Origin of the sequence: Morganella psychrotolerans (assembly GCF_001676155.1) — a bacterium.
GTDB lineage: Bacteria > Pseudomonadota > Gammaproteobacteria > Enterobacterales > Enterobacteriaceae > Morganella > Morganella psychrotolerans.
Genome location: NZ_LZEW01000001.1, coordinates 1,062,950 through 1,088,789 on the forward strand (window position 1 = coordinate 1,062,950; position 25,840 = coordinate 1,088,789).

The following is a 25,840-nucleotide window of genomic DNA, read 5'->3' on the forward strand; positions in this document are numbered from 1 at the left end:
ATAGATGGCTCCTGTTCTGTTAATAACCTTATTCATTCAAACTACAGGTTCGTTGGCGGCATCCTGAATGACGTCGGGTATATTATGTTATGCGGTATGCAACTGCTGCGGAATAACCAGCTTTGTTTTAAACCCGTTCAGGTAGCGGGAAACCGCCAGGTCATCTGCGCGGATAGCGGTCTGGTGTCCGGTCATAATATCAGCCAGAAGTTGCCCGCTGCCGCAGGCCATCGTCCAGCCGAGTGTGCCGTGTCCGGTATTAAGGAACAGATTTTTATATGCTGTCGGACCGACAATCGGTGTACCGTCCGGTGTCATCGGGCGCAATCCTGTCCAGAATGTCGCTTTTGTTATGTCCCCGCCGCCGCCATAAAGATCCTGTACCACCATTTTCAGTGTTTCACAGCGCCGTTTCACAATATCCAGATTAAACCCGGTGACTTCCGCCATGCCCCCGACACGGATGCGTTCATCAAAGCGCGTTACGGCAATTTTATATGTTTCATCCAGCACGGTTGAGACAGGCGCACGGCTGACATCGGCTATCGGCATGGTCAGTGAATAGCCTTTGAGCGGATAAACCGGCACTGAAATGTGACCGCGTAACAACTGAGTTGAGTAAGAGCCGAGTGCAACCACATACTGGTCGCCGGTGATCACTTCTTCATCACAAATAACACCGCTGACGCGATCACCGCTATACTGAAGCCGGTGAATATTCACGCCGAAACGAAATTTCACCCCTGCCTGCCGCGCCATTTCCGCCAGGCGTTTGGTGAATAAATTACAATCGCCTGTTTCATCATTCGGTAATTGCAAACCACCACTGAGCTTGTGCTCCACATGCGCCAGCGCAGGCTCTGCCTCATGAATTTCACCGGCACTCAGTAACCGGTAAGGCACACCCTCCTGCGTCAGGACGGCGATATCATTGGCGGCATTATCCAGCTGTTTTTGTGTACGGAACAGTTGCAATGTGCCGCCCGACCGCCCTTCATACTGAATACCGGTTTCTGCCCGCAGGGTTTGCAGACAGTCCCGGCTGTATTCGGCAATGCGGACCATGCGGCTTTTGTTCATCACATAATAATCAGCACCGCAATTGCGTAGCATCTGCCACATCCAGCGTAACTGAAACAAGGAACCATCCGGACGGATTGCCAGCGGCGCATGTTTTTCAAACATCCACTTTACCGCTTTCAGGGGAATGCCGGGCGCACCCCATGGTGTCGCGTAGCCGGGTGAAATTTGTCCGGCATTGCCGAAGCTTGTCTCTTCTGCTGCGGCAGACTGCCGGTCAATCACGGTCACATTGTGGCCTTTTTGCGAGAGATACCAGGCTGTTGTAACTCCGATAACACCACTTCCCAGGATGACAACGTTCATATTGCCGCCTTTTTGTTAAATTGACGTTATCACCAGCATAATATTTCAGAAACATTTTGCCAACATAGCAGCATTCACTCAGGGCGGAATATGTTTGTTTATTTGCAGTCAGTCACAAAACAGAGCATATTTTCATCAATGTAATTAATAATTAATTTATTTTTTCATCCGAAAATAGTTTTATTTTATTATAAAACAATATGTTACTACCGGTTCACTTTACCGACATGAGCTACTCAATACGGGAGGCAGCAGGATGTGGAATAACAGAGATTGATACAACAGAGAGTGAAACAGAGGATGTTTTTTACCGTGGAGTAAGAGAGATACACAGAATTTTCCGGCTGTCATGTAACGCGGGAGTCATTTCAGGCACTGACAGCAAAAAACCGGCCTGAGCCGGTTTTTCAGATTATATGCTGGTAATCAGCGTGTCTGCGGATTCAGATCCTGTGCGATTTCGCTCTGCATGGTCTGCCAGATAAGCCCGCTCTCTTTGCCGTAATGGCGGACACAGTCAAGCACGCTGTCATAGGCTTTTTCACGGCATAACGTAATGAGTTGCTGATAGAAATTCAATGCCAGCCTGCGGGCTTGCGGACTGGCAAAATAAAACCGTCCGACTCTGGTGTACAGCCCTTTTAATCCGTTGAAAATCAAACCGTAAATCGGGTTTCCGGAGGCAAATGCCAGACCGCGGAATACATCATAATCATACTGACTGAATGCCGCAGGGTTATCCTCCGGTACAGAATCCTGCCCGAGGACTTCCAGTGATTTCTCAGGATTATGGCGAAACGCGGTGCGGATAAAAATAGAGGCAATATTTGTCCGGGCTGCCAGCAGGTTTTCAATCAGTTCCGGCGCACTTTCGTGATCCAGACGGGCGATAGTTTCCAGAATATTAAGACCGGAGGTTTCCCAAAAATTGTTAATTTTAGTGGGTTTTCCGTGCTGAATAGTCAACCAGCCATCTCTGGCAAGGCGCTGTAATACTTCACGCAAGGTGGTACGGGTCACACCGATAAGTTCTGATAACTCACGTTCTGCGGGTAAAATGGAACCGGGCGGAAAACGATTATTCCAGATGCTTTCAATAATATACTCTTCTGCAAACCCCGCAGGCTCTGCGCTTTGATTACCATAGCTGACTTCATCCGACGCAAATAATTAATTTTCCAATGGCGGGGATGATAACAGAATGTAGTGCCGCGATATAGCAATGACCATTCGAAAGAGTGAATCAGATCATAAATAACAACAGTGTGTGTTCACACGCAGATCAGTTGATTTAAATCCTTAATAAATTCAGAATACCGGCGTAGTATAAAATACTGCATATCTTCATGCTGCTTTTCCCTGCAACCCCTACGGAGGACACACAGCAATAATGGAAATGTCAATGCGGCAAGCCTTCCTGAAAAACTTTATGGGTCATTCACCTGACTGGTACAAGCTTGCTATTATTTCGTTTTTAATAATAAATCCGATTGTTTACTTTCTTATCGACCCGTTTACGGCGGGCTGGTTATTAGTTATTGAGTTTATCTTTACGCTCGCGATGGCGCTCAAGTGCTACCCCCTGCAACCGGGTGGTCTGCTGGCGATAGAAGCGGTTATCATCGGGATGACGTCTCCCGATCAAATCAGCCATGAAATAATGAATAACCTTGAAGTTATTTTATTGCTGATTTTTATGGTCGCCGGTATCTACTTTATGAAGCAGTTGCTGCTGTTTCTGTTCACGAAAATGTTGCTAACTATCCGCTCAAAACGGGCACTTTCCCTGGCGTTCTGTCTTGCCAGTGCCTTTTTATCTGCCTTTCTCGATGCACTGACAGTGATAGCCGTTGTTATCAGCGTTTCTGTCGGTTTTTATGCCATTTTTCATCAGTATGCCTCTTCACAAAAAGAGATATTACCCCTCAGTGATGATCATTTTATCGACAGCGCAGAGAAAAAACAGACACTGGAACAGTTCCGCGCGTTTTTACGCAGCCTGATGATGCATGCCGGTATAGGTACAGCACTGGGCGGAGTGATGACCATGGTGGGTGAACCACAGAACCTGATTATCGCCAAACATGCCGGATGGGATTTTATTAATTTCTTCCTGCGTATGGCACCGGTGACGATCCCGGTCTTTTTTTGCGGTTTACTGGTCTGTTATCTGGTCGAACGTTTCAGATTGTTTGGTTATGGTGCAGAGTTACCGGAACGGGTCAGAGCCGTACTTGAAGATAATGCACAAAAATCTGCCGCACACCGGACCAAACAAGAAAAAATGCAGCTGATTGTTCAGGGGGTTATCGGCCTCTGGCTGATTTTTGCACTGGCATTTCATCTCGCGGAAGTCGGGCTTATCGGGTTGTCGGTTATCATCCTGGCAACGGCTTTTTGCGGGATCACGGAAGAGCATGCTCTGGGTGAAGCCTTTGAGGAAGCGCTGCCGTTTACCGCGCTGCTGACTGTCTTTTTCTCTGTTGTTGCGGTGATTGTTGATCAGAAACTGTTTACGCCGTTTATTCAGTTTGTTCTCAGTTCTGACCCCTCCTCGCAGCTTTCACTGTTTTACCTGTTCAACGGGCTGCTCTCAGCCGTTTCCGATAATGTCTTTGTCGGAACCGTCTATATTAATGAAGCAATGACCGCGATGAAGGAAGGGCTGGTTTCCTATACACAGTATGAATACCTCGCCGTTGCTATCAATACCGGGACAAATCTGCCGTCAGTGGCAACCCCGAATGGTCAGGCTGCATTCCTGTTCCTGCTGACCTCCGCACTGGCACCGCTTATCCGCCTTTCCTACGGGAAAATGGTGATGATGGCGCTGCCTTATACCATTGTGATGACCCTTGTCGGTTTCTTTGGTGTCGAACTGTGGCTGGTTCCGGTTTCAGAATGGATGGCGGGTCAGGGTATCATTACGCTGCCGTAACAGATGTATTACACTAAACTAACCGGAATAACGCTGTTATTCCGGTTTTTTCATTTCCGCACCGGGCGGATGCGGAAAAGAGATGCGTCGCTGTACTTTTTGTCGTACATTCATTCGTAACGTTAGTCTATTCATTCATTTACCGGATAATACGGATAATATTATGCTGACTTACCTTTATGAGTGTTCCCGGGGTCGCAGTGCGTGGTTTTTACTGATGATCTCCGCGCTGGCACTCGACGGTATCGCCCTGTTCTTTCAGCACGGGATGGGATTACAACCGTGTGTGATGTGTATTTATGAACGTATTGCCGTGCTGGGTATTGCGTTTGCCGGCTTCCTGGGCTGGGTGGCACCGCGTACCGCACTTATCCGCTGGATTGCTGTCGCGTTATGGATTTACAGCGGGATAATCGGGTTGCAACTGGCATGGGAGCACACCATGATCCAGCTCTATCCGTCACCTTTTAATACCTGTGATTTCTTTGTGAATTTCCCGGAATGGCTCCCGCTCAATGAGTGGCTGCCGGCGGTTTTCGAAGCGTCAGGTGATTGTTCAGTTCAGCAGTGGGTATTTCTGAAACTGGATATGCCGCAGTGGCTGATCGGGATTTTTGTGGTGTATCTGATAATCAGCGCGCTGGTGCTGTTATCTCAGTTTATCCATAAGAAAAAACGCCGCACCCTGTTCAGTTAACGGGTGATAAACAAAAGGCATCCGCACCATTGGTGCGGATGCCTTTTGCAAAAATATGCTTCACAGCACTTCAATCAGCGTGAATTCCTCGAAAATCAATTCCATCTCCGGCGAAAAAGACCCTTCCCGCGTAAAATATGCCTGATGCTCTCTCTGCCAGAAAGAGAGACTTAAATCCCCCTCGCCCTCTGCTGCGGCGATGGCAGATGTAACATCACAGAAGCGGACAAGCTGCATTGATATGGTGCGGATAACACAAACCGGCACATTGCTGCCATTAAGAATAATACTGTATCCGCCAATCTCCGGTTTAACCCCTTCCTGTATAAAACTATTCAGGGAGGAACAGCTTGCTCTTTTTTGCCCGTGAATAACCAGCGCGGCCAGTTCATCCGCCAGTTCCGGTGAATCACCAAACGGCCAGGCGACGACTCCCGGGTATTTAGCCCGTAATACATCAGATATCACAGCACTGAACCGCAACTACCGGAAAGCAGCGCCCGTTCATTACAGCGTTTTCCGTTGGCAAACTGACAAACCGATGACTGCGCGCCGTTCAGTTCATGAATAAGCGACGGTGTTCCGCCTGCATAACTGCATGATGCACGGGCATCTTCCGTTAAATCTGTCAGTGGTTGCTGATAACGCAGAACCTGCTTTTGCTGCACCGTTTCCGTTGACTGACTGCATGCCGCCAGTAATCCGACTGCGCTGATAAATATTGCGCGCAAAGCCCACCGACCGGCATGATAAAAATCTGCTGATTTCATTCTGTTTTTGCCTCACATCCCATCACCGGTACTAATGACCGCTGCTTTTGGAGAATAAATTTATCACTAACACACCCGCAATAATGAGAGCCATCCCGGTAATTGCAGGTAAATCCAGCTTCTGCTGATAAATAAAATAAGCGGCTACAGAGACAATAACAATCCCCAACCCTGACCATATTGCATAAGCTATCCCCAGCGGCATTACACGAACCACCTGAGAGAGCGCAAAAAATGACACACAATAGCCAATCACCACTACCACTGACGGAATAAGCCGGGTGAATCCGTCCGCTGCCCGCAGCATGGAGGTTGCGATCACTTCAGAGCCCACCGCCAGAATCAGCCATAAAAAACCATTCATAGAAAACCTGTCATTCTGTATTTATGATTAAATCAGATCCGCAGTATAAAGGCGTTGCAGAAAAAAGGATAAAAATATCCGGTGGCGCAATTTTGCCCGCGAGTTTATACCCAACATCATTCAAGATGCAGGCAGGCGGCAAGCTCCGACCGCCGGGGAGCATACATCAGTATGTGACCCGGCTGGCTGAGCGTAGCCAACGCACCTGCAGTTTGAATGAATAAGGGTATACATTTTGTGTTTTCTTTGACATGATAACCGCGATTCCATTTCCCCTGAGGATGTCAGCTGACATGATTTAATGCCTGTACGTAACCACAATATCGTCCGTATCTTATTGATGCGATTTGTTGATATTGGGCAGGCTGCTATCCTCATCATTTTTTGTCGTATTTAAATTGTGCATAATCGCCTGCCCTGAATATTTCAGGAGCTTACTTATGCCTGTTCATTGCCATTTTTCACACTTATCTGTCATTTTTAACGACACCCCGCTGTTTGAGAATATCAGCGGCACATTAACACATCAGGTTCAGGGACTGACCGGCAACAACGGCCGGGGGAAATCCGTGCTGATGTCTCTGCTCGCACAATTTCGCCTGCCGACAACCGGTACGGTCAGCTGGCATACACCTTTTCATTATGTTCCGCAACTGACACGACTGCCCGGTGTGACACTGGCTGATGCGTTAGGGAACAGCCATATTCAGGCGGCTTTCCGGCGTACCGAAAACGGCACCGCCACCGCTGATGACTATGATTTTCTGTCCGATAAATGGGATTTCCCTCATCGCCTCCAATCATTACTGGAAAGCGCGCAACTGGGTCATTTTTCGCCCGATACGCCGTCAGCACAACTCAGCGGCGGTGAGCAAACCCGGCTGGCGCTCTGTTGTGCTTTTTTGCAACCAGATACGTTTTTATTGCTCGATGAACCGGGAAACCATCTGGACAGTGCCGGTCGCCGCTGGTTGAGTGAGCAGCTTCTTCAGCATCCTGCCGGGGCATTGGTTATCAGCCATGACCGGCGGTTACTTGATGATATGCACCGTATTTTTGAACTGACCCCGTCGTCACTGGACGAATATGGCGGCAATTACAGTCACTTTGCTGAGCAAAAAGCCTTTCAGCTTAATGCGTTACAAAGTGAAGAAAAGCAGTTGCAAACCAATGCACGTAAAGAAAAAGACGAGTTACAGCGCACGCTGGAGAAAAAAGCACAGCGCCGCCGCCAGGGAGAACAAGTGCGTTCATCCGGTTCGTCTTCCGCACTTTTACTGGATATGAAAAAAAATAAGTCGGAAAAACAACAGTCTGCTATCACACAGCGCCATGAGCGGGTGATGGGGCAACTGGATGACCAGCGGCGTGCCGTAAATGAACAAATACAGCGGATAACACCGCAAATGCTGGCATTTGACTATCAGGATTATCAAAAACGGATCAGGGTGAATGCACATGACCTGGTTTTGCCGTTCGGCTCACAACAGCCGGTTTCACTGACGATTTCCGGCGGGGAGCACTGGCATATTGCAGGGCGCAACGGCTGCGGAAAGTCCACTTTGCTGAAAGTGCTGACTCATCAGTCAGCCGCCGCGTCCGGTCAACATTCGCTGCACGGTCACTGGCGCTATCTTGATCAGCACCTGGCTCTGCTGAATAAATCGCTGCCGGTTGTTGATGCATTATGCGAATTTGACCCGTCCATTACAGCACAAACCTGGCGCACCCATCTGGGCGCATTACGCATACGGGGGGATAAGGGGCTGATTACCCTCTCACAACTGAGTGGCGGCGAACAACTGAAAGTCACATTGCTGGCATTAACACTCTCTGCGCCACTGCCGGATATTTTATTGCTGGATGAACCTGATAACCATCTGGATCTGGATTCAAAATTACTGCTTGAAGGTGTATTACGCAGTTACAAGGGCGCATTATTATTAGTCAGTCATGATGATGCGTTTGTAGAAAACTGTGCTGTGACTCATACCCTGATATTATAACAAATACAGCAATATACGGCGGCACTGCCGCCGTATCATATCATTTATAGTTTATAACTTACAGATACTCACAATAACAAAACGGGCAATATTGGCATCATTGGCTGTTGCATCATTAATTGCAGCAGTGTTAAACATTGTCAGAAACTTTTCTGCATCTGTATTATTAATATCTGTATTGATTGCAATCTGGCTACGTAATAAAACGGATCCTGTCAAACCAAGACCTTCATAACACACAATATACTTATCCATATCCTTTTGAATTCCTGTCTTTATCCATAAACGCTTATATTAATGCTTATTTTTGGTTCCGGTTATCAGTATTTCCTTAATTTACTGCCCGCCCTTCTTTATCACCTAATGGCGTATGCAACTGTGACGGCACGAATACACCGGTGTTATCATTGCGTCCCTGTAATAATACTTTTGCCTCTTTTTGTCCGTATTCACTGACCGCCTGTTGTGACAATTTCCCGATAATGGAGTCAGGTGAACGAAGACGGTTAATAATCAGCACAACCTCGGTATCCGGAAAATCAGACATCATATTTTGATCGCCTTCACTATCTCCGGCAACTAACAGAGGCCCTTTTCCTGCATATTTAGCCTGAATAAACTGCCGGATAGTCTCTGTTTTTCCTTTTCCCTGTGTCTGCGGATAGGCAGGGTCTAAATCCGCGGTCAGCTTATTTTCTTTTGTGCGAAATAAATGCATCGCGAAAACCTGAGAGTCAGGAACCAGATACGGCGGCTGTATTACAACGGATTTGATCACTTCAAGATTTGAGGCAGAAATAACATAAACATCAATACCGGATTTTTGTAATACCTGATAGAGATCCTGCATTTCAGGCACTAAACGAAAGCCGTTATGCCAGGAAATATCGACTACACCAGCCAAACCCTGTAACGATTCCGGGCTTTGCCACGTAACGCTTTCTACCGGCTGAGCTTGTTGCCATGTAATCGTTTTTTCTGTTATGTCTGCGACCTGTTCAGGCGTCATATTCTTAAATAAATAGGTTACCCACGGATAAGAGACGTCATGCTGAAATGTTCCGCCGATAGCCGCATATAAATAGCGCATTTTGGTAATGAAGTTTTGATAATGCGGGGATTTTTTTTATTTCAGAAAGCGGTTTATTACCATTGAGTGTGTCCGCATTCTCATACAGCCACTGGTAGCTTCCGATAATATCCGCACCCACTTTTTCAATATTAACAGCCTGACCTTTTTTATTATTAAATTCAGCCCCGAAATCAGTCGCAGGAATATCTTTAAAAATAACAGTTTTCAGCTCTTGTGGCGTCATGGCAAATAACAGGTTTTCGAGCTGATAAATCATGGCCGCTTCTTCAATATCCAGAAATGCGGTCGTATTATCAAAATCAAATACGGCATAATACGTATGAGCCGGCGATTTCCCGGCTTTTGCCAGCATCGCATCCAGGCGCTGTTTATTAACACTGTCCCATTGTCCCAGCTGTAATGTCTGCGATTTTATAGCGACCTGCGATGTAGCTGACGTATTCAGTGAAACAGTTTGGGAATTTGCAGCGGTAATATTCAGTGTCAATGCGCTGACTGCCAGAGCAATCAGGGTATAACGGTTAATCAATTTCACAGGAAACCCCTTTTAAAAAGAAAATACTGATAAAAGGGATAACACAGGGGCATTTTTTGCTGTATCAAAAATCAGCAACGAATAACATTAAGCGAAATGGATCACACTCTTTTGTCCGCGACCGAACTCTGATAATTAATAACAGGCAGACAAACCAACTACCATTGCGGCAGAAAACAGGATGCTGAAATAAAATAGTACGGCGAATATCAGAATGGACTCAGGACAAAATAAAAAACAGGATACTTCGCAATATTACTGTACTTTGTATCCTGTTTATCTGCGACCCGCTTACTTCAGCGTATACATTGTCAGCACCGTGTATGTCAGATCGTTTTCATCGGTGATCCGCACCAGATTAGCATTACTGACCACGCCAACCACAATTTCCACGCCATCTTTTTCATATTTGCGCTTAAACTGCCCAATTTTACCCTTGGCTATTTTTTCAAGGAAAGGCGTATTCCGGTCATATTCTTCATTGATACCGTCCGGCTGACCGTATTGCGCTTCCATCTCAGCATTAATTTTATCATATTCACTGAGAAGCACCGCCTGGTCACGGCTCCAGATCCCGAAACGGGATATCCCGTTTAATCCTTTCCCTTCCGGTGAAAATACCGTCATGAAAAATTGTTTTTTAATGTCCGGTGATTCCAGTGAACTGCATAATTCCCCGCCGTCACTGGTCCGGGTACAGTCCAGCTCATTAAGATTCAGTTCACTTAATTCTTCCGGTGTCTGACCCCATTTAAATCCGTAAGGTGCATCCGGTGTATTGCTTCCTGAGCCTGCACAGCCTGACAGTAATACGGCCATAATTCCTGATATAATAAACTTTCGCATACCTCACCCTAATGTACATTGAGCCACTTAATACGGATCATACCAAAGACCGGTAACAGACCTGAAGCCCGGCAACTGACTTCCGCGCAAAATCAGACTTAATGAAGTCACTGTGCCGTACTCATACTAATATACAGGTCTGTAAACCAGATGAACATCACAGAAATGCCTGTGATGAATATTCAGTCAACCAGCTGAATATCCAATCCTCTCAGTAGGTCTAATGCTTCAATTCTTGAAAATGTTGCATTTGTGACTTTATTTTGCCGGATATCAATATTAAATGAATGACTGCCGGTTAAATCTGTATTTTCCAGGTTTGTATGCATAAACAAACTGTTTGATAAGTCACAATCTTGTATAAAAGATTTACAGAGTTCTGCATTTCTGAAGTCCGCATCATGTATTCTGCATGTTTCAAAATGAGATTCATGTAATTTTAAGTCAAAGAAATTGCAGCTGTCTAAAATACACTCTTTAAAACTCAGTTGGGAATAAAAGTCAAACGCAGGCCAATAGCCTTTTGTCCAGTCAATTCCGACAAGTTTGCATCCCGTAAATTCAACCACTGAAAACCGGCTGCCGGGCACGTCCGTCAGACTTAAATTACATGCATCAAACTGACAATTTAAAAATCTGCATTGTGAGAAAACCGCTGATGTAAAATCACAATTAATGAATTCACAACGTTCAAACACTATATCTGAATAATGTTGATAACTCAGTTCCTGCTTGTCAAAACAGGTATCAAAATATTCACCGTTATTTTCCGGCTCTGCCATCAGTCGTCTCCTGAAACAGCATCCGGTTGTAAAACCCGGTAATCATTATCATTTATACCCTTATTCATTCAAACTGCAGGTTCGTTGGCTGCAATTTGAATGACGTTGGGTATATAAGCCTCAGAAACATTAGTAAATACCTTTCATTCTCTGTTGTTCTTTATAAATAGCCTGGTTTTCTCTGATTGTATTTACTGTACTGTTTTCATAAGGATCATTTTTTTTACTTCCGACGTCACTGTCTGTGTGTTCTGATGCTGAACATCCTGCGATTACCACCGGTACCAAAATGCTTAATATTATTTTATACATTTGCTTTCCTTTATAAACAGACCACATCCGATTCAGAGTGTAAAGCGGGCAAAAAGTTCCGACATAAAGTGCCGGAACTTTGTAAGCCAATGATGAATAAACACACTGCTGTATGTAGTAATACCTGCCTGACTCGTATATTTAATTCATTTTGTGCAATATTCAGAATGTTCCGCCTGCAAAAAAGGAATAAATGCTGTAAATCTTCTTCTCTGCATAAATGAGTCTGATTTTGGTAACGAGGTAATTATGTCTGTCAGCAATAAATCCGTGTATTCCGCATGTTCTAAACTGACCCTGATGGTCATGAAATTAAGTGGATTAAAACGGACCATCACGATTAATCAGTATTTTGACTGGGCAACAGATAAATCACTTATTCAACGATTTATTGATGATAACAAAGACCACACTTCTGGTCTGGTCGCTTTAGATAAAACAAATAAAGATTGCAAAGCAGACCTCATCGCATATCTGGATACTGAGATCCGCAAATATGCCGGAACGGAACAAAAAGAAAACTATACCGCACTCAAAAACGGTAATCTTTTAGTCATTAAAACGTTCAGTACCATCATGCAAAAGCACAGTTGACGGACAAAAAACACAATAAGCACAGTTGCCAACCACCCGTTTCATTTTTCGGACTATAAACACCCGCTCCGCGGGTGATTATGATGGATACAATGTATTACTAATTATTTTATCACTGTCCCCCGCCCGAAAGCCTTTTCCCTCATCAACCCGATTCCGGCGATAGCAAACAAGCAACAAATGAATTTAGGATTAGTCTTAATTTTTATTAAAAAACACATGTTACTTGTTTAAAAACAAAAATTTAAGAGTATTCCCGACAGAAATAAGTTTCATTTTTTTGACATAACTCATTTTATTTAAAGTAGTATTAATACTCACCATAAGTTATAAAAACCGCTTAAAAATTTATAAATATTGCAATTCACTTCCTTATATATAGAAATTCGTCCAAAACGAGCGTGTGCTTGTTACTTATCGTGAAACCACTTCATATGAAAAGAGCATCCATTATAAATACTGTTAAACACACCACATCGTTAAACTTAATTGTTCAGTTATTTTTTTGTTTTTTTTAACCTGTATTACATCTGCAATTGCTGAATCAAATAATACTTCCGCTATCAGAGAGCCTACTAAAACAACTAATATATCAAACGGTTATACCACCATCCTTCAAGGTGATTCTTTGACGCCACCTTTTACCCCGGATACCCGTCAATCAGGAACTGTTAATTTAATTAATAATAATACTGATGCCGTGACACCTTTATCTGATAAAAAAATGGATATTACCCACTCATAAAACTGCATCAGAAACCGTTGCATCTGCCTATAATTTTCCGGATCAGAACAAAACAATTACACTGTAAATGCCGTTGCTGTTGATACAGAAGGAAACCGCTCCAATCAAACGCAGACACAAATCAGTGTTATTCAAAATACGGTCAGCATTGCCCAAAGCACCCTGACACCGGAAGAGAGTCATTTATCAGCTGACGGCAAAAGTACACAACCGCTGACATTAATAATCAGAGATAAGCAAGGCCAGCCTGTTGATATTCCTGCATCTGACATCATGGTTAAGGTAAATCACCAATTATCCGGTTACCGGAATGTTGCCACTGTTTCTGATTTTATCAGGAAAAGCGCCGGTCATTATACTGCTGTCGTTACAGCCGGTACTCAGGCAGAAACGATTACAGTTACCCCTGTAGCACAACATATATCCCTGATATCTGCCCGCGTATTTATCAAAGAAGTCACGCCGTCAGAAAATAACTCAACATTTACAGCCAGCCCATTAATAATAAAAGCTGATAATATCGAAAATAGCACATTAACCTTTGTAGCCAAAGATGCTAATGGCAATGCTATTAGTCAGCTAAATACTCAGCTTACTTTTGTCATTAAGGATAGCCGGGGTAATGAACCAAATATAAATAAAGTCAGCCTCAGCCGTATTACTGAAAATACCTCAGGTATTTATAGTGCCGAGCTTAAAGGAACATTACCGGATTTATATACGATAACACCGTATATAAACACTGAAAAAATAGGTAATTTGCAAGAGGACATTCTGTTGATTGCTGATGACAGTACTGCCACTATTGCAGATGGTGATTTACAGGTAACTATAGATGGCGCTGCCGCTGATGGTTATTCAGTAAATGAAGTCGTCGCAAAAGTAACCGACCGCAATGGAAATACCCTCTCCGGACAGAAAGTCATATTCACCGCAAATAATGGTGCGCGGGTAACAACCATCACCGGAATAACCGGGCCAGATGGCCTCGCTATGGCGATATTAACAAATATGACCGCAGGAAACACTCAGGTCGTTGCTTCCCTTTCCAACGGAACAAGTAAATCAGTCAATGTAACATTTGCGGTGGATTTTAGCCGGGCACTAATAAGTCTGAAAACGACTAAAGATAATGCGATTAAAGACGGTATTGATAGCGATGAAGTGGAAGCAACGGTAACCGATAACAGCGGATTACCTATTAAAGGTATCAACGTTAAATTCAGAGCACGAAACGGATTTAGTCAGGTAATTACTCCGGAGGTCACCACCGATAGCAATGGTAAAGCAAAAACAACGGTTGTATCCAAATCAGTACTCTCTAATTCCATAATAGCAGTGTTGCCCAACGGAAATAGTGCAGATACACCGGTGAATTTTATTTTACTGAATCGGACTTATTCAGTGGTAACTAATAATGCTAAAGCTGACGGTGTAGATAAAAACAGATTCCGTATTACCTTAACCCGTTCTGATAACGGTCTTCCCGCAGCCGGACAGGAAATAATGTTCGAAACACCCTCTCCGATGACATTATCTGATGAACGGGTTATAACGGATGAGACAGGTACTGCAAATATCACCATAACAAGTACATCACCGAGCGGAATTGGCGGATACAATTTATTAATTGATGCAACCGCCTGCTGCACCATTTCACTCGGAGGTATTAATTTCCGTTAACGTTTTATAATATTAATAATCAATCTTTCTGTATCCGGGGAGATTGATTATATTAGCCTGCTTTCAATTAGTTAATAATGAAAACAAAAAGAAATGAACACCGCAGGGAAAACCCTGCGGTGGTGAAATAATTAAAGGATCGGGAACACTATGCTTGCGATCATTCCGGCACCTGAGAGTGCGGTACCGACAATACCTGCGGCCATAAGACCAAAACCAAGTCCGCCGGTTACCGGACCTAATACTGCGCCGGCAACAATTGTAGGAATAGAGACTAATAAACCAAGCCCGGCAGGAATTGCTAATAAGCCGAAGCCACCATTTACAGCATCAAATTCATTTACGTTTAATTCTCTCATGGCGACACTCCTTAATTTAATATTATACCTCTCCTTGCACTGCATATTTATCTGTTAGTTTAAGATAAATATAATCATATTATATACCGCCATTAAGAAGACACCAATATTTAAAGAATCATTTTAATCTTATCGCCGAAATTACTAATCTCGCAAAAATCACTTAAACTGAAATTTAGTATTTTTATAGATTTTCACATGGCTAAATGGTGTTAATTTGATTTAAAAAACCAATACCACACCAATATTTTAGAGTGTTTATCTTTTTCACTCATATTAATGAATGAAATAATTAAAAATACCTGTTTTATTATTTAATTTAGTAAAACCACTTATTGTAATACAGCGTACCTCCGGATTTTTGCTCGCACCGACAGCCGGTAAAAATGAGTCTTTTTTACCGGCGCGTATCAGAAGACCCCGTCTATCTGCTATCATTGCATCTTTCTCCCAGACACTTTGCCGCAGATAGCCTGTCATTTTTATCTGTCAGTCTGCAAAACAACACAAAACAGTAAAGAAACAGTAAGAAATGAATACACCAAAAGATCAGCACAATATTAATAAATTGCAGAAACGCTTACGCAGCCATACCGGTAAAGCCATTGCCGATTTTAATATGATTGAAGATGGCGACCGCATTATGGTTTGTCTCTCCGGCGGCAAAGACAGCTATACCCTGCTTTCTGTTTTGCAGAGTCTGCAACAGAGCGCACCCATCAGTTTTTCACTGATCGCGGTAAACCTGGATCAGAAACAACCGGGCTTTCCCGGTCATATTCTGCCGGAATATCTGGAAAACCTCGGTGTTGAATACAAAATCGTGGAAGAGAACACGTACGGGATTGTGAAAGAGAAAATCCCCGAAGGTAAAACGACCTGTTCTCTCTGTTCACGCCTGCGCCGTGGTATTTTATACCGCACTGCTACCGAGCTTGGCGCGACAAAAATTGCCCTCGGACATCACAGGGACGATATTTTACAGACACTGTTCCTGAATATGTTTTTTGGCGGCAAACTCAAAGGTATGCCACCAAAACTGATGAGTGATGATGGCAAGCACATTGTTATCCGTCCGCTGGCGTATTGCCGCGAAAAAGATATTGAGCATTTCGCCGAGGCAAAAGGATTCCCGATTATTCCGTGTAATTTATGTGGTTCACAGCCGAATTTACAGCGCCAGATAATTAAAGATCTGCTGCGTGACTGGGACAAACGGTATCCGGGTCGCATTGAAACCATGTTCACCGCCACACAGAATGTCGTACCATCACATTTATGTGATACCGGACTATTTGATTTCAAATCAATTCATCAGGGTGGTGATGTAGTGGATGGCGGCGATTTGGCGTTTGACAGGGAAACACTGCCATCGCAACCCGTTTGGACGGTTGATGACGATGAAAGCTCAGACTTTACAGAACACCGCCTGGATGTGGTGGAAGTGAAGTAAGCCTGTACGGTCAATTCTGCTAAAGCGCTCCCTGTGAGCGTTTTTTTTTGCCGGTCAGAACGGATGCAAAATTCAGGCAAAAAAAAACCGATGTATAAATACACCGGCATGATAATGGTCAATATTCTGTATAAGAATTCAATATGAGAAAAACTACAATTATGGAGCACAACGTTCATCGCTCAACGTTGTATTCACCTGCGGGACTAATAGTGCCCTAACTGACGTCACCGTTTCTTGATATAGCTCAAGTCCGGTACGGTAAATCACATAAAATTACGCGTTTTTACAACCAGTTACTCTTGCGTAACCACCAGGCAACAAAGCCTATCACACCGGCTAATCCCACACAGAACAAACTGAATGCAAACGGAAAATCGCCGCCCGGAATACCACCGAGATTGACACCAAACAAGCCAGTCAGAAACGTTGTCGGTAAAAAAATCATTGCCAGCAATGACATAGTATAAGTGCGCCGGTTCATGGCATCTGCCATCATGTTAGTGATTTCATCTGAAATAACCGAGGTCCGCGCGATACAGGAGTCAATATCATCAATAATCCGTCCGAGCCGGTCGCTGACATCTGTCAGTTGATGACGATCCTCATCTGAGAGCCAGACGTAGCGCTCTGATGCCAACCTGGCAAACACATCACGTTGTGGTGCCATATAACGGCGCAGGACAATTAACTGCTTGCGCAGCAGCGCCAGTTCCCCGCGTGCCGGAATACGCGGTTCAAGTATCGCATCTTCCATGTCGATCAGTTTGTCATGCAGATCTTCGATAAAGTCGGCGACTTCATCTGTAATACAAAATGCGGCTTCTGCCAGCCATTCGCCGGTATTTTTCGCGCCTTCGCCATTCAGTAAATCATCCTGAATCGTCTGGATAGAGTGCACTTTCCGGTGGCGGGTCGAGATAATATAGTTGCTGCTTATCCAGATACGGAACGCCACAAGCTGATCCGGTCTGTCACCTTCGTTATTATTAATAGTTTGCAGCGTGATAAGCGCCGCCTCTCCGATTCGGACAATCCGCGGGCGGATCACATCATTGGTCAGCCCGTCCTTCGCCAGAACCGGCAGCAGGTCAGTTTCACGCAGCCAGCGCTGATTATTGGCAGAGAGATAGTCCAGATGCGCCCACATCGGCTGCTTTTGTCCGGCAACCGCATTGACATCAACAGGAACGCAGCCCCCTTCTCCGTCAAGCTGAACCCTGTAAATAGGATCGGTTCCCTGAAAAGCAGATCCGTACAATGCACCCATGTGTTTCTCCTCCGAGGTTCTGCCGCATTCCCCCGCTCCCTGCGGGGAAATGACAGGAGGCAGGTTTAGTGCTTAATAATATAGAGATTATGGCTGTACGCCACATCTTCCGGATTATTAACCGGATACCCTTTCAGCCACGGTTTGATCAGGCGGCCATTGGTGTACTGATAGATAGGTGCAATCGGGGTATCTTCCGCCAGCAGTTTTTCAGCTTCGTTATAATCGGCATTGCGGGCTTCATCATCGGTTTCCAGTGCCGCTGTTTTCAGTAATTCATCATATTTTTTACTGTGATACTTCGAAATATTACCGGTGTGAATACTGCTCAGCAGCGACAGGAAGGTCGACGGCTCATTATAATCGCCCACCCAGGAGGCGCGGATCACATCAAAATTCCCGGTATTACGGCTGTCAATGTAGGTTTTCCACTCCTGGTTCACCAGCCTGACTTCCACGCCCAGCTTTTTCTTCCACATCGATCCGACCGCAATAGCAATTTTCTGATGATTTTCCGAGCTGTTGTACAGCAGGGAAAGTTTCATCGGGTTATGCGGGCCATAACCGGCGGCCGCCATCAGCGTTTTTGCCTGGCTGTCCAGTTCGCTCTGACTGAATTTCTGATAACGTCCCGGTTCCGGGGTAAAGCCGGCGGTGACATCAGGCGTAAAGCGCCATGCCGGTTTTTCGCCGGTGCCAAGGACTTTTTCGGCAATCACCGCGCGGTCGATAGTCATGGAAAGCGCCTGGCGCACACGCGGATCATTGGTCGGCGCGCGCTGTGTATTAAAGGCGTAATAATAGGTGCCGAGCTGATCCGGAATATAAATCTGATCCGGAATGGATTTTTTCAGCTTCTGATACTGATTTTTCGGGAAGGATTCAGTGATATCCAAATCACCGGCAAGATAGCGCTTTGTTGCCTGTGATTCATGATTAATCGGCACAAAGGTAACGGATGTCAGTACTGTGTGTTTGTTATCCCAGTAATGCGGGTTCGGTGTCAGAACAATTTTTTCATTTACCACCCGCTCATGCAGGACAAATGCACCGTTTCCGACCAGATGCCCGGCGCGGACCCAGTTATCGCCATATTTCTCTATTGTCGCGCGATTTACCGGGAAAAGGCTGAAATTCGCCGCTAAATTCGGGAAGTAAGGGACGGGTCTGTCCAGCGTAATGCGCAATGTGTGCGGATCAATGGCTTCTGCCCCCAGTGTGGCGGGTGCCATTTTGCCGTCGATAATCGCCTGCGCATTATTAATACCGGCAAGAGGTGCGAACCAGGCGAATGTTGAAAGGCTTTTCGGATCAACCAAACGCCGCCAACTGTAAACAAAGTCCTGTGCGGTGACAGGGGTGCCGTCTGACCACTGCGCATCTTTGCGCAGATGGAATGTCCAGACCAGATTGTTATTTGTTTCCCAGGAGGAAGCTACTCCGGGAACAGGCTTTCCGCCCGCATCCTGGCTGGTCAGCCCTTCAAATAAATCACGCAGGAGCTGCGCTTCGGTCAGCCCGACCGCTTTTACCGGATCAAGTGATGCAGGTTCGTCTTTAAGATGACGATAAACAGATTGCTCTTTTGCCAGCTCAGTTCCGGCGGGGATCACCGCCGCCATGGCACAGAACAGAGAAGAAAAGGTGAACACCGCACCAGCAAGAAATGCGGTACGTGATAAATTTGCCGGCATGAGCATAACGGACGCCTTGTATTAAAAATAGTAAACCGATAGATTATCCGATGATTACCGAAACACAACAATCGAATATTACATTTTAATGGACGATATTCGATGTAAAAACACCTGTCTGCTATTTTTAAATAAACAATTATGGGCTTCATTAAAAGGATAAAAAATATGACTAATACTGTAAAACTTCAGGGTAATGATGTACGGGTTTATGGTTCGTTCCCGCACGTTGGTGATAAAGCCGCACCCTTCAGCTTAGTGACCGGTGAACTGTCCGATGCCACCCTCGCCACGTATGCCGGAAAACGTAAAATCCTCAATATTTTCCCGAGTGTGGATACCGGTGTGTGTGCGACCTCTGTGCGCAAATTTAATGAAACAGCCGCAAAACTCAGTAATGCCGTTGTTTTATGTATCTCCGCTGATCTGCCTTTTGCTCAGGCGCGTTTCTGCGGCGCGGAAGGCATTGAAAATGTCGTGATGCTTTCCACCCTGCGCGACCCGGAGTTCCGTGAAAATTACGGCGTCGGGATTGGCAGCGGCCCGTTAGCCGGTCTGTGCGCCCGTGCGGTTGTGGTGCTGGATGAGAAAGATAATGTGATTTACAGCCAGCTCGTCGGCGAAATCACAGAAGAGCCGGATTATGACAGCGCGCTGAATGCACTGAAATAATTAGCTTTATATATACATATCCAACGTCATTCAAGATGCAGGAAGGCGGCAAGGGAAGACAGACGGGGAGCATACATCAGTATGTGACCCGGCTGGCTGAGCGTAGCCAACGCACCTGCAGTTTGAATGAATAAGGGTATAAAAAGAACCCCGCTACCGGAAAAGGTGCGGGGTTCTTTTTACAGCACTTTTTACACCACAGATAACTCAGGCTTCTTCGTCTTCGTCACTGCCATTATTCTTTGCACTGCCGCGCGCCCGGCTCAGCCCGTATTCACGCAACTTATTTGCGATCGCGGTATGGGAGACATTAAGCCGTTTCGCCAACTTACGGGTACTCGGATAGTGGCGGTACAAACGGGTCAGTACCGAGCATTCAAACCGCTTGGTGATATCATCCAGCGAGCCGCTGAGAATGTCCTCACTGAAACCAATTTCCGCTTCCAGCTCCGGTAAAACAATATCCTGCGGACGTAACAGCGCACCTTCCAGTGAGGAAAGTGCCTGATAAATCACGTTGCGTAACTGACGGACATTACCCGGCCAGTGATAGGCAGATAAAAACGGCCCCAGCTCCGGGGCAAGGCGCGGTTCTTCACACTCCTGCTCGTCAGAAAAACGCTTAACCAAATCGCGGGTCAGCGGAAGAATATCTTCCTGGTGATCACGCAGCGGCGGAATGGTAAGCGTCAGCACATTGAGGCGGTAATAAAGGTCTTCGCGGAATTTCCCCTCTTTTACCAGCTCCAGCAGATTTTTTTGTGTCGCACAGATAACCCGCACATCCACTTTTACTTCATGCTCTTCCCCGACACGGCGAAAAGTGCCGTCATTGAGAAACCGCAGCAGTTTTATCTGCATCTGTGATGACATTTCGGCAATTTCATCCAGAAGGACGGTGCCGCCGTTGGCTTGCTCAAAGAAGCCTTTTTTCGGTTCGGTGCTGTTGGCGTATGCCCCTGCGGCGTAACCAAACAGTTCGGTTTCCACCACATCATCCGGCATGGAGGCGCAGTTGAGTCCCAGGAACGGCTGGCTGCCGCGCACACTGTAAAGGTGGCAGGCTTTGGCAAACACGTCTTTCCCGGTACCGGTTTCACCAACCAGTAACAGCGGGGAGTCCATTTTTGCCATGCGCTGCGCCTGTTCAACCACATGGCGCATTTTGGCGCTTTTTGCCACCAAATCATCAAAGCTGCCTGAGTGGGCCACCTGCATACGGCGTTTCTGCCCGGTTACGCTGTTATTCTCTGCGCGCAACAAAACAACCGCACCGATAGCCGCAGAAGCATCGTCTTTGTCATCAAAGCTGATTGGTGTGACGTTCAGGCTGTAAGTGTGCCCTTTGAGTGTCAGGGTTTCTTTATGCGCAGACGGGGTATCCTGCTCAATCCAGCGGCTGAAATTAAACTGGCTGAAGTAATAGGTGATATTGCGCTGCTGAATGCGCTCTTCTGTGGTGGCAAACAGAGACAGCGCCGCACTGTTGGCAAGCTCGATATTACCGCGCAAATCCAACGATAAAATCGGGTCTTCCAGGGATTCGAGTAATACCCACATCGCCCGTTGTTCGCGCTCTGAAGGCATAAAATGAACGGTTCTGACATCCACCACGCCCTGAATACGGCGGATCTCAGCCATAAGGGACTGAAATACAGAAAAATCAATCTGCATGAAATTAAGGTAAATCCGACCGTTCGGGGCAATTTCAATGCCTTTCAGGTCGATATTTTGCAATACCAGCAGATCCAATAACTCCCGCGTCAGTCCGATTCGGTCCTGGCAAATTACTTCCAATCGCATCATTACGATCCTATTTACACTTACAGTTATTATTTTCCGGCTAATTGAACCTGATTTTACGGTATAAAATGAAAACTGTCACGATTAGTTGACACAATTAATGCGCCCTGTGATCGCAGTTCCGTATATTCCGTTGTATATAGTAAGCCGAAAAGAGGATATCTCAGGAAATGTAATACAGGGCAGACGATAAATCGCCCGGGAAGGGTGATAACGCACCCGTTCAGAAGCATAACGGGATCAGGGTAAAATAGACAGTGACAGAACACGGATTTCTGCATGATAAGACCGGATGGCATCACAAAATGCACATCCGGTCTGTAAATCGGCTGTCAGGCGGATTTTTCCGGTGTTTTACCTTTAGGAATTGCCTGTTTAAGTTGTTGTAACAACTGTTTGCGAAAATCGGTCAGTTTTGGTTTATCATTTTCAATCCAGGGAAGCGGACGGCACAACTCCATCGCTTTGATGCCCAGGCGGGCAGTCAGTAATCCGGCACCCATGCCTTGTGCCGCGCGGGCAGAGAGCCGTGCGGTAATGTCCTGGGATAGCCAGTCCATGCCCACTTCGCGGATAAGCTCTGAAGCACCTGCAAACGCAATATTCAGTAAGACCAGTTTAAACAAACGTAAGCGGCTGTAATAGCCCAGCTCGATGCCGTAAATCGCTGCGACCCGGTTTATCAGGCGGATATTACGCCAGGCAATAAACGCCATATCCACCAGCGCCAGCGGGCTGACCGCGATCATCAGCGCAGATTCTGCCGCAGAACGGCTTATTGCCCGGCGTGCCTGTTCATCCAACACCGGCTGGACAATCTGACTGTACAATGTCACCACTTCGCGATCGTTATGACTGCTCTGTAACAGGCTCTGCCACTTCTGTAATGCAGGATGATGCGCCGGAATACTTGCCTGCTCAGCCAGCTTTTCACAAAATGCGCGCCCGCCTCCGATGCGGTGGCTTTGCAACAACGCGCAAGCGGCTTCCCGCTCGCTGGCACGCTGGCGCAAACGGTACAGGCGCCGCCATTCTGTCAGCACCGAACCGACTCCCGCAATCAGGACTAAAAATGTTGCCGCTATACCGCCGAGAGCCGTCCAGTCATTACCTGTCCACGCATCATTCACCCACTGAATAAGTTGCGCGACAGCACTGATCCCCAGCAATCCGCCGGCAACAAAAATCAGCTTACGCCAGAGGCTGCGGCGCGGTTTCAGAACCTGGTTCATCAGGGCTTCCGCATCCCCTTCCGCGTCCTGTTCTGACTGGATAGCAATTGATTGCTCAAAGACAATATCTGCCGCATCCGTAAACTGACGGGCGGGTTTAAGTTCTTCCTGTGGTGCAGGTGACAACGGCGTTTCGTCAAAGTCTATCCGTGATTTTACCGGCTCATTCATGACAATTTATCTCCCAGTAAAAATTCCATCGCACTGTCCATACGGATATGCGGCAATGGTGTGTCCATCCGCATCGGCAGCGGGCGGAACGATTCAAACTGAAATCCCTGCTGCTGCCAGAACTGTGCATCCGGCAGGCGTTTGGGCACTTCACCGGGATAGAATGTCAGCGGTGTGTTATCCGCCAGGCGCATGCCTTTCAGGGCAGGTATTTTTTCCCCCTGATGCATTACCATACCGTTTTCTGTCGCCTGCACAGACGCCAGCCCGATACAATCCATTTTGATCCCTTCAAATGCTGCCTGCTGCCATGCCGATTGCGTCAGTTGCTGTAGCAGGGCAACCAGATTGGCATGCTGATCTGCCGTGATATGGTCGGCTTTACTTGCTGCAAACAGCAGTTTGTCGATACAGGGCGAAAACAGGCGGCGCAACAACGTGCGCTTGCCATAATGAAAGCTCTGCATCAGTTGTGTCAGCGCAAGGCGCATATCATTAAACGCCTGCGGCCCGCTGTTCAGCGGGGTCAGGCAATCCACCAGCACTATCTGGCGGTCAAAATGCTGAAAATAGTGCTTATAAAATCCTTTGACCACATGGTCACAATAGTACTGGTAGCGATCACGCAGCATGCCGAGCACGCTGTTTTTCGCCGCTTTATTCAGCCGGGTCTGATCCGGCATCTGATCGGTGATAAACGGAAAAAACTGTAAACCCGGGGCTCCCGCCATATCTCCGGGCAGCACAAAGCGACCGGGCTGGATAAAATGGAACCCTGCCGCTTTGCAGCGGTGCAGATAATCCGTATACGCCTGCGCTATCGCGGCAAGCGCCTGTTCATCTGCCGGTGCATATGGGTCCAACTGACGGCACAGCGCCAGCCAGGGTTCTGCCCACTGTCCCCGTTCCCCTTTGAGCAGCGTTTGCATCTGTGCAGACCAGGTCAGATAATCCTGCTCCAGCATAGGTAAATCCAGCAACCATTCACCCGGGTAATCCACTATCTCCAGATAGAGCGTAGAGGTTTCTTTAAAATGGCGCAGCAGGCTGTCTTGCGTGCGGTAGCGCAGTTTCAGGCGGATTTCGCTGACACCACGCGTCGGCACCGGCCAGTCCGGCGGAGAACCATACAGTGATGCCAGCCCTTCATCATAGGCAAAACGCGGCACACCCAAATCCCGTTGTGGTATCCGCTTCACGCCGTGAATACGTCCGTCACGGGCGGCAGAAAACAGCGGCAGCCGCGCACCGCTCTGAACATTGAGTAACTGATTAACAAACGAGGTAATAAACGCGGTTTTTCCGCTGCGGCTCAGCCCGGTAACCGCCAGACGCAGATGGCGATCCAGCCCCCGGTTTACCAGGGCGTTCAGTTCATTTTGCAGTCGTTTCATGTTTCTCCCACGGCAAATGACGGATCAGTTTTTCCATTCCGGCGCGCAGTGCAGGCTCAAGAGCCAGTAATACCAGCCCGCGCAACGGCTGACGGGCCACTGATTTTAACACCACCCCGGCAATACCGGCAGGTGCCGCCATCAGTGCCGCAGAGGTTAATAAGCGCAGCCCGGTTTTACCAAAACGCAATAAAGTCTGTTTGTTCTTTAATTTCATATCGTTATCACTTTGATATATACCCTGAATAACTCAGAATGCATGCAGGCAACAGCGCACTCAACACCCAGGCATCCTGAAGTATGACAAGTATATACTCTAAATAATTCGGGATGCATGTAGGCGACAAGCTCCGACCGCCCGGGAGCATACATCAGTATGTGACCCGGCTAACTGAGCGTAGCCAACGCACCTGCAGTTTGAATGAATAAGGGTATAATTAAAGATCACGAAAGCGGCGGTTAAGCGTAAACCGCTCCGACGTCACATAACGCTCAATATCGCGGATCTGCTTTTCGGTGCGCGCCTGGCTACGCTCCACCTGCTCAAGCAACTCTGCGGCACTTTGTCCGCCTGCATCGCGGTGATGGTCCTGCGGGACAACCGGTAATATCATGCCGAACAGGATATACATGGTGATAGTCAGCCAGAAAAACCCGGTAAAGGTGGCGACAACCGCGATAACGCGGATAAGCCAGACCGGTACATCAAAATAGTTAGCAATACCGGCACAGACTCCCCGAAACATACCCTCATCCGGATACCGGTACAGTTTACGTGACTGAAATTCCATTATGATTGCCTCCAGCCCGGATTTTCCGCATCCAGAATCGCTTCCAGTGTTTTAATCCGCGCTTCCATTTGTTGTGAATTTTCAGCCAGCGCCGTGAGACGCCGGGTGTCAAATGCGTCGGGCCGGCTTCCCCGCTGACTGTTGTAGTGCAGCCATAACCAGATCGGCAGCACAAACAATACAAAGATAGTCAGTGGTATACCTAAAAATACAAATGCCATGTTGTTGTCCTTAATGGTATTAATTCAGG

The 25,840-nt window shown here is 46.6% G+C and carries 25 protein-coding genes and 1 pseudogene; 7 read left to right on the plus strand and 19 right to left on the minus strand.

Translation table 11 applies throughout. The features are described from left to right. Nucleotides 1-87: 87 nt before the first annotated feature. The gene (locus tag AYY16_RS05195; RefSeq protein WP_067362922.1) at nt 88-1,386 is read right to left on the minus strand and encodes a D-amino acid dehydrogenase; all 1,299 of its coding nucleotides are present in this window, start codon (nt 1,384-1,386) and stop codon (nt 88-90) included. 426 nt (nt 1,387-1,812) lie between these two features. Further along, a pseudogene (fadR, locus tag AYY16_RS05200) lies at nt 1,813-2,531 on the minus strand (fatty acid metabolism transcriptional regulator FadR). A gap of 245 nt (nt 2,532-2,776) precedes the next feature. On the opposite strand from fadR, the gene nhaB reads away from it, so the two are divergent. Both nhaB and dsbB read left to right on the plus strand, forming a co-directional pair. Next, on the plus strand, nt 2,777-4,324 hold the full coding sequence (gene nhaB / locus AYY16_RS05205; RefSeq protein WP_067362925.1) for a sodium/proton antiporter NhaB: 1,548 nt from the start codon (nt 2,777-2,779) through the stop codon (nt 4,322-4,324). A gap of 163 nt (nt 4,325-4,487) precedes the next feature. Next, nucleotides 4,488-5,021 (plus strand): disulfide bond formation protein DsbB, encoded by a 534-nt coding sequence (gene dsbB / locus AYY16_RS05210; protein WP_067362928.1) that lies wholly within the window; start codon nt 4,488-4,490, stop codon nt 5,019-5,021. A gap of 60 nt (nt 5,022-5,081) precedes the next feature. On the opposite strand, the gene AYY16_RS05215 is transcribed toward dsbB, so the two are convergent. The 3 genes from AYY16_RS05215 to AYY16_RS05225 are packed head-to-tail and all read right to left on the minus strand — an operon-like array spanning nt 5,082 to nt 6,155. Continuing rightward, nucleotides 5,082-5,486, minus strand: coding sequence for an ASCH domain-containing protein (locus tag AYY16_RS05215; protein ID WP_067364745.1), 405 nt, complete (start codon nt 5,484-5,486; stop codon nt 5,082-5,084). Beyond that, complete coding sequence (locus AYY16_RS05220) at nt 5,486-5,791, minus strand: putative hemolysin (RefSeq protein WP_067362937.1); 306 nt, start codon at nt 5,789-5,791, stop codon at nt 5,486-5,488. The genes AYY16_RS05215 and AYY16_RS05220 overlap by 1 nt, the downstream gene beginning before the upstream one ends. Before the next feature lie 31 nt (nt 5,792-5,822). Continuing rightward, the gene (locus AYY16_RS05225; protein WP_067362940.1) at nt 5,823-6,155 is read right to left on the minus strand and encodes an SMR family transporter; all 333 of its coding nucleotides are present in this window, start codon (nt 6,153-6,155) and stop codon (nt 5,823-5,825) included. A gap of 440 nt (nt 6,156-6,595) precedes the next feature. On the opposite strand from AYY16_RS05225, the gene AYY16_RS05230 reads away from it, so the two are divergent. Continuing rightward, nucleotides 6,596-8,161 carry an ATP-binding cassette domain-containing protein gene (locus tag AYY16_RS05230; protein ID WP_067362943.1) on the plus strand — a complete coding sequence of 522 codons (1,566 nt, stop codon included), beginning with the start codon at nt 6,596-6,598 and terminating at the stop codon, nt 8,159-8,161. A gap of 51 nt (nt 8,162-8,212) precedes the next feature. Here AYY16_RS05230 and AYY16_RS05235 read toward each other — a convergent pair whose 3' ends face one another. From AYY16_RS05235 to AYY16_RS05250, 5 genes are all read right to left on the minus strand, one after another. Continuing rightward, entirely contained in the window at nt 8,213-8,416 is a 204-nt protein-coding gene (locus AYY16_RS05235) for a hypothetical protein (protein WP_067362946.1), read from the minus strand. Nucleotides 8,417-8,492: 76 nt separating this feature from the next. Further along, the gene (locus tag AYY16_RS20865) at nt 8,493-9,251 is read right to left on the minus strand and encodes a haloacid dehalogenase-like hydrolase (protein WP_235846220.1); all 759 of its coding nucleotides are present in this window, start codon (nt 9,249-9,251) and stop codon (nt 8,493-8,495) included. After that, the gene (locus tag AYY16_RS20870; RefSeq protein ID WP_235846221.1) at nt 9,208-9,789 is read right to left on the minus strand and encodes a hypothetical protein; all 582 of its coding nucleotides are present in this window, start codon (nt 9,787-9,789) and stop codon (nt 9,208-9,210) included. Before AYY16_RS20870 ends, AYY16_RS20865 begins: the two co-directional genes overlap by 44 nt. 291 nt (nt 9,790-10,080) lie before the next feature. Continuing rightward, a complete protein-coding gene (locus AYY16_RS05245) occupies nt 10,081-10,608 on the minus strand; it encodes a hypothetical protein (RefSeq protein ID WP_223861129.1) in 528 nt (175 codons plus the stop codon). A 209-nt stretch (nt 10,609-10,817) separates the two neighbouring features. Then, on the minus strand, nt 10,818-11,417 hold the full coding sequence (locus AYY16_RS05250) for a pentapeptide repeat-containing protein (RefSeq protein ID WP_067362952.1): 600 nt from the start codon (nt 11,415-11,417) through the stop codon (nt 10,818-10,820). A gap of 561 nt (nt 11,418-11,978) precedes the next feature. Here AYY16_RS05250 and AYY16_RS05260 point away from each other — a divergent pair. Together AYY16_RS05260 and AYY16_RS05265 are read left to right on the plus strand one after the other, a co-directional pair. After that, on the plus strand, nt 11,979-12,323 hold the full coding sequence (locus AYY16_RS05260) for a hypothetical protein (protein WP_223861127.1): 345 nt from the start codon (nt 11,979-11,981) through the stop codon (nt 12,321-12,323). An 892-nt stretch (nt 12,324-13,215) separates the two neighbouring features. Beyond that, nucleotides 13,216-14,751, plus strand: a complete 1,536-nt coding sequence (locus tag AYY16_RS05265) for an Ig-like domain-containing protein (RefSeq protein WP_223861197.1) — start codon at nt 13,216-13,218, stop codon at nt 14,749-14,751. Nucleotides 14,752-14,882: 131 nt separating this feature from the next. Here the strand turns inward: AYY16_RS05265 and AYY16_RS05270 are convergent, their stop codons facing one another. Next, on the minus strand, nt 14,883-15,110 hold the full coding sequence (locus tag AYY16_RS05270; protein WP_067362959.1) for a hypothetical protein: 228 nt from the start codon (nt 15,108-15,110) through the stop codon (nt 14,883-14,885). A 532-nt stretch (nt 15,111-15,642) separates the two neighbouring features. Here AYY16_RS05270 and ttcA point away from each other — a divergent pair. Then, nucleotides 15,643-16,563: a tRNA 2-thiocytidine(32) synthetase TtcA gene (ttcA, locus tag AYY16_RS05280; RefSeq protein ID WP_067362965.1), complete on the plus strand. Its 921-nt coding sequence runs from the start codon at nt 15,643-15,645 to the stop codon at nt 16,561-16,563. 286 nt (nt 16,564-16,849) lie between these two features. On the opposite strand, the gene zntB is transcribed toward ttcA, so the two are convergent. Further along, a complete protein-coding gene (gene zntB / locus AYY16_RS05285) occupies nt 16,850-17,833 on the minus strand; it encodes a zinc transporter ZntB (RefSeq protein WP_067362968.1) in 984 nt (327 codons plus the stop codon). Between the two features lie 65 nt (nt 17,834-17,898). After that, entirely contained in the window at nt 17,899-19,533 is a 1,635-nt protein-coding gene (locus AYY16_RS05290) for a peptide ABC transporter substrate-binding protein (protein WP_067362971.1), read from the minus strand. 162 nt (nt 19,534-19,695) lie between these two features. Here AYY16_RS05290 and tpx point away from each other — a divergent pair, with 162 nt between their 5' ends. Further along, nucleotides 19,696-20,199, plus strand: a complete 504-nt coding sequence (gene tpx / locus AYY16_RS05295) for a thiol peroxidase (RefSeq protein ID WP_067362974.1) — start codon at nt 19,696-19,698, stop codon at nt 20,197-20,199. A 207-nt stretch (nt 20,200-20,406) separates the two neighbouring features. On the opposite strand, the gene tyrR is transcribed toward tpx, so the two are convergent. The 6 genes from tyrR to pspB all read right to left on the minus strand — a co-directional run bounded on the left by tyrR (nt 20,407) and on the right by pspB (nt 25,811). Beyond that, a complete protein-coding gene (tyrR, locus tag AYY16_RS05300; protein ID WP_067364750.1) occupies nt 20,407-22,002 on the minus strand; it encodes a transcriptional regulator TyrR in 1,596 nt (531 codons plus the stop codon). Between the two features lie 332 nt (nt 22,003-22,334). Beyond that, nucleotides 22,335-23,405: a YcjF family protein gene (locus tag AYY16_RS05305; protein WP_067362977.1), complete on the minus strand. Its 1,071-nt coding sequence runs from the start codon at nt 23,403-23,405 to the stop codon at nt 22,335-22,337. Beyond that, entirely contained in the window at nt 23,402-24,799 is a 1,398-nt protein-coding gene (locus AYY16_RS05310) for a YcjX family GTP-binding protein (RefSeq protein WP_067362980.1), read from the minus strand. The genes AYY16_RS05305 and AYY16_RS05310 overlap by 4 nt, the downstream gene beginning before the upstream one ends. Next, the gene (locus AYY16_RS05315) at nt 24,780-25,016 is read right to left on the minus strand and encodes a phage shock protein PspD (RefSeq protein ID WP_067362982.1); all 237 of its coding nucleotides are present in this window, start codon (nt 25,014-25,016) and stop codon (nt 24,780-24,782) included. The genes AYY16_RS05310 and AYY16_RS05315 overlap by 20 nt, the downstream gene beginning before the upstream one ends. A 220-nt stretch (nt 25,017-25,236) precedes the next feature. Next, entirely contained in the window at nt 25,237-25,590 is a 354-nt protein-coding gene (pspC, locus tag AYY16_RS05320) for an envelope stress response membrane protein PspC (protein ID WP_067362985.1), read from the minus strand. Continuing rightward, entirely contained in the window at nt 25,590-25,811 is a 222-nt protein-coding gene (gene pspB / locus AYY16_RS05325) for an envelope stress response membrane protein PspB (protein WP_067362988.1), read from the minus strand. The genes pspC and pspB overlap by 1 nt, the downstream gene beginning before the upstream one ends. Nucleotides 25,812-25,840 lie beyond the last annotated feature (29 nt).

What these genes read in the sequence shown, in the direction of transcription:
- AYY16_RS05195 (WP_067362922.1), bottom strand. Translation starts at nt 1,386, where the DNA reads ATGAACGTTGTCATCCTGGGAAGTGGTGTTATCGGAGTTACAACAGCC.
- nhaB (WP_067362925.1), top strand. Translation starts at nt 2,777, where the DNA reads ATGGAAATGTCAATGCGGCAAGCCTTCCTGAAAAACTTTATGGGTCAT.
- dsbB (WP_067362928.1), top strand. Translation starts at nt 4,488, where the DNA reads ATGCTGACTTACCTTTATGAGTGTTCCCGGGGTCGCAGTGCGTGGTTT.
- AYY16_RS05220 (WP_067362937.1), bottom strand. Translation starts at nt 5,791, where the DNA reads ATGAAATCAGCAGATTTTTATCATGCCGGTCGGTGGGCTTTGCGCGCA.
- AYY16_RS05225 (WP_067362940.1), bottom strand. Translation starts at nt 6,155, where the DNA reads ATGAATGGTTTTTTATGGCTGATTCTGGCGGTGGGCTCTGAAGTGATC.
- AYY16_RS05230 (WP_067362943.1), top strand. Translation starts at nt 6,596, where the DNA reads ATGCCTGTTCATTGCCATTTTTCACACTTATCTGTCATTTTTAACGAC.
- AYY16_RS05235 (WP_067362946.1), bottom strand. Translation starts at nt 8,416, where the DNA reads ATGGATAAGTATATTGTGTGTTATGAAGGTCTTGGTTTGACAGGATCC.
- AYY16_RS20865 (WP_235846220.1), bottom strand. Translation starts at nt 9,251, where the DNA reads ATGCGCTATTTATATGCGGCTATCGGCGGAACATTTCAGCATGACGTC.
- AYY16_RS05245 (WP_223861129.1), bottom strand. Translation starts at nt 10,608, where the DNA reads ATGGCCGTATTACTGTCAGGCTGTGCAGGCTCAGGAAGCAATACACCG.
- AYY16_RS05250 (WP_067362952.1), bottom strand. Translation starts at nt 11,417, where the DNA reads ATGGCAGAGCCGGAAAATAACGGTGAATATTTTGATACCTGTTTTGAC.
- AYY16_RS05260 (WP_223861127.1), top strand. Translation starts at nt 11,979, where the DNA reads ATGTCTGTCAGCAATAAATCCGTGTATTCCGCATGTTCTAAACTGACC.
- AYY16_RS05270 (WP_067362959.1), bottom strand. Translation starts at nt 15,110, where the DNA reads ATGAGAGAATTAAACGTAAATGAATTTGATGCTGTAAATGGTGGCTTC.
- ttcA (WP_067362965.1), top strand. Translation starts at nt 15,643, where the DNA reads ATGAATACACCAAAAGATCAGCACAATATTAATAAATTGCAGAAACGC.
- zntB (WP_067362968.1), bottom strand. Translation starts at nt 17,833, where the DNA reads ATGGGTGCATTGTACGGATCTGCTTTTCAGGGAACCGATCCTATTTAC.
- AYY16_RS05290 (WP_067362971.1), bottom strand. Translation starts at nt 19,533, where the DNA reads ATGCTCATGCCGGCAAATTTATCACGTACCGCATTTCTTGCTGGTGCG.
- tpx (WP_067362974.1), top strand. Translation starts at nt 19,696, where the DNA reads ATGACTAATACTGTAAAACTTCAGGGTAATGATGTACGGGTTTATGGT.
- tyrR (WP_067364750.1), bottom strand. Translation starts at nt 22,002, where the DNA reads ATGCGATTGGAAGTAATTTGCCAGGACCGAATCGGACTGACGCGGGAG.
- AYY16_RS05305 (WP_067362977.1), bottom strand. Translation starts at nt 23,405, where the DNA reads ATGAATGAGCCGGTAAAATCACGGATAGACTTTGACGAAACGCCGTTG.
- AYY16_RS05310 (WP_067362980.1), bottom strand. Translation starts at nt 24,799, where the DNA reads ATGAAACGACTGCAAAATGAACTGAACGCCCTGGTAAACCGGGGGCTG.
- AYY16_RS05315 (WP_067362982.1), bottom strand. Translation starts at nt 25,016, where the DNA reads ATGAAATTAAAGAACAAACAGACTTTATTGCGTTTTGGTAAAACCGGG.
- pspC (WP_067362985.1), bottom strand. Translation starts at nt 25,590, where the DNA reads ATGGAATTTCAGTCACGTAAACTGTACCGGTATCCGGATGAGGGTATG.
- pspB (WP_067362988.1), bottom strand. Translation starts at nt 25,811, where the DNA reads ATGGCATTTGTATTTTTAGGTATACCACTGACTATCTTTGTATTGTTT.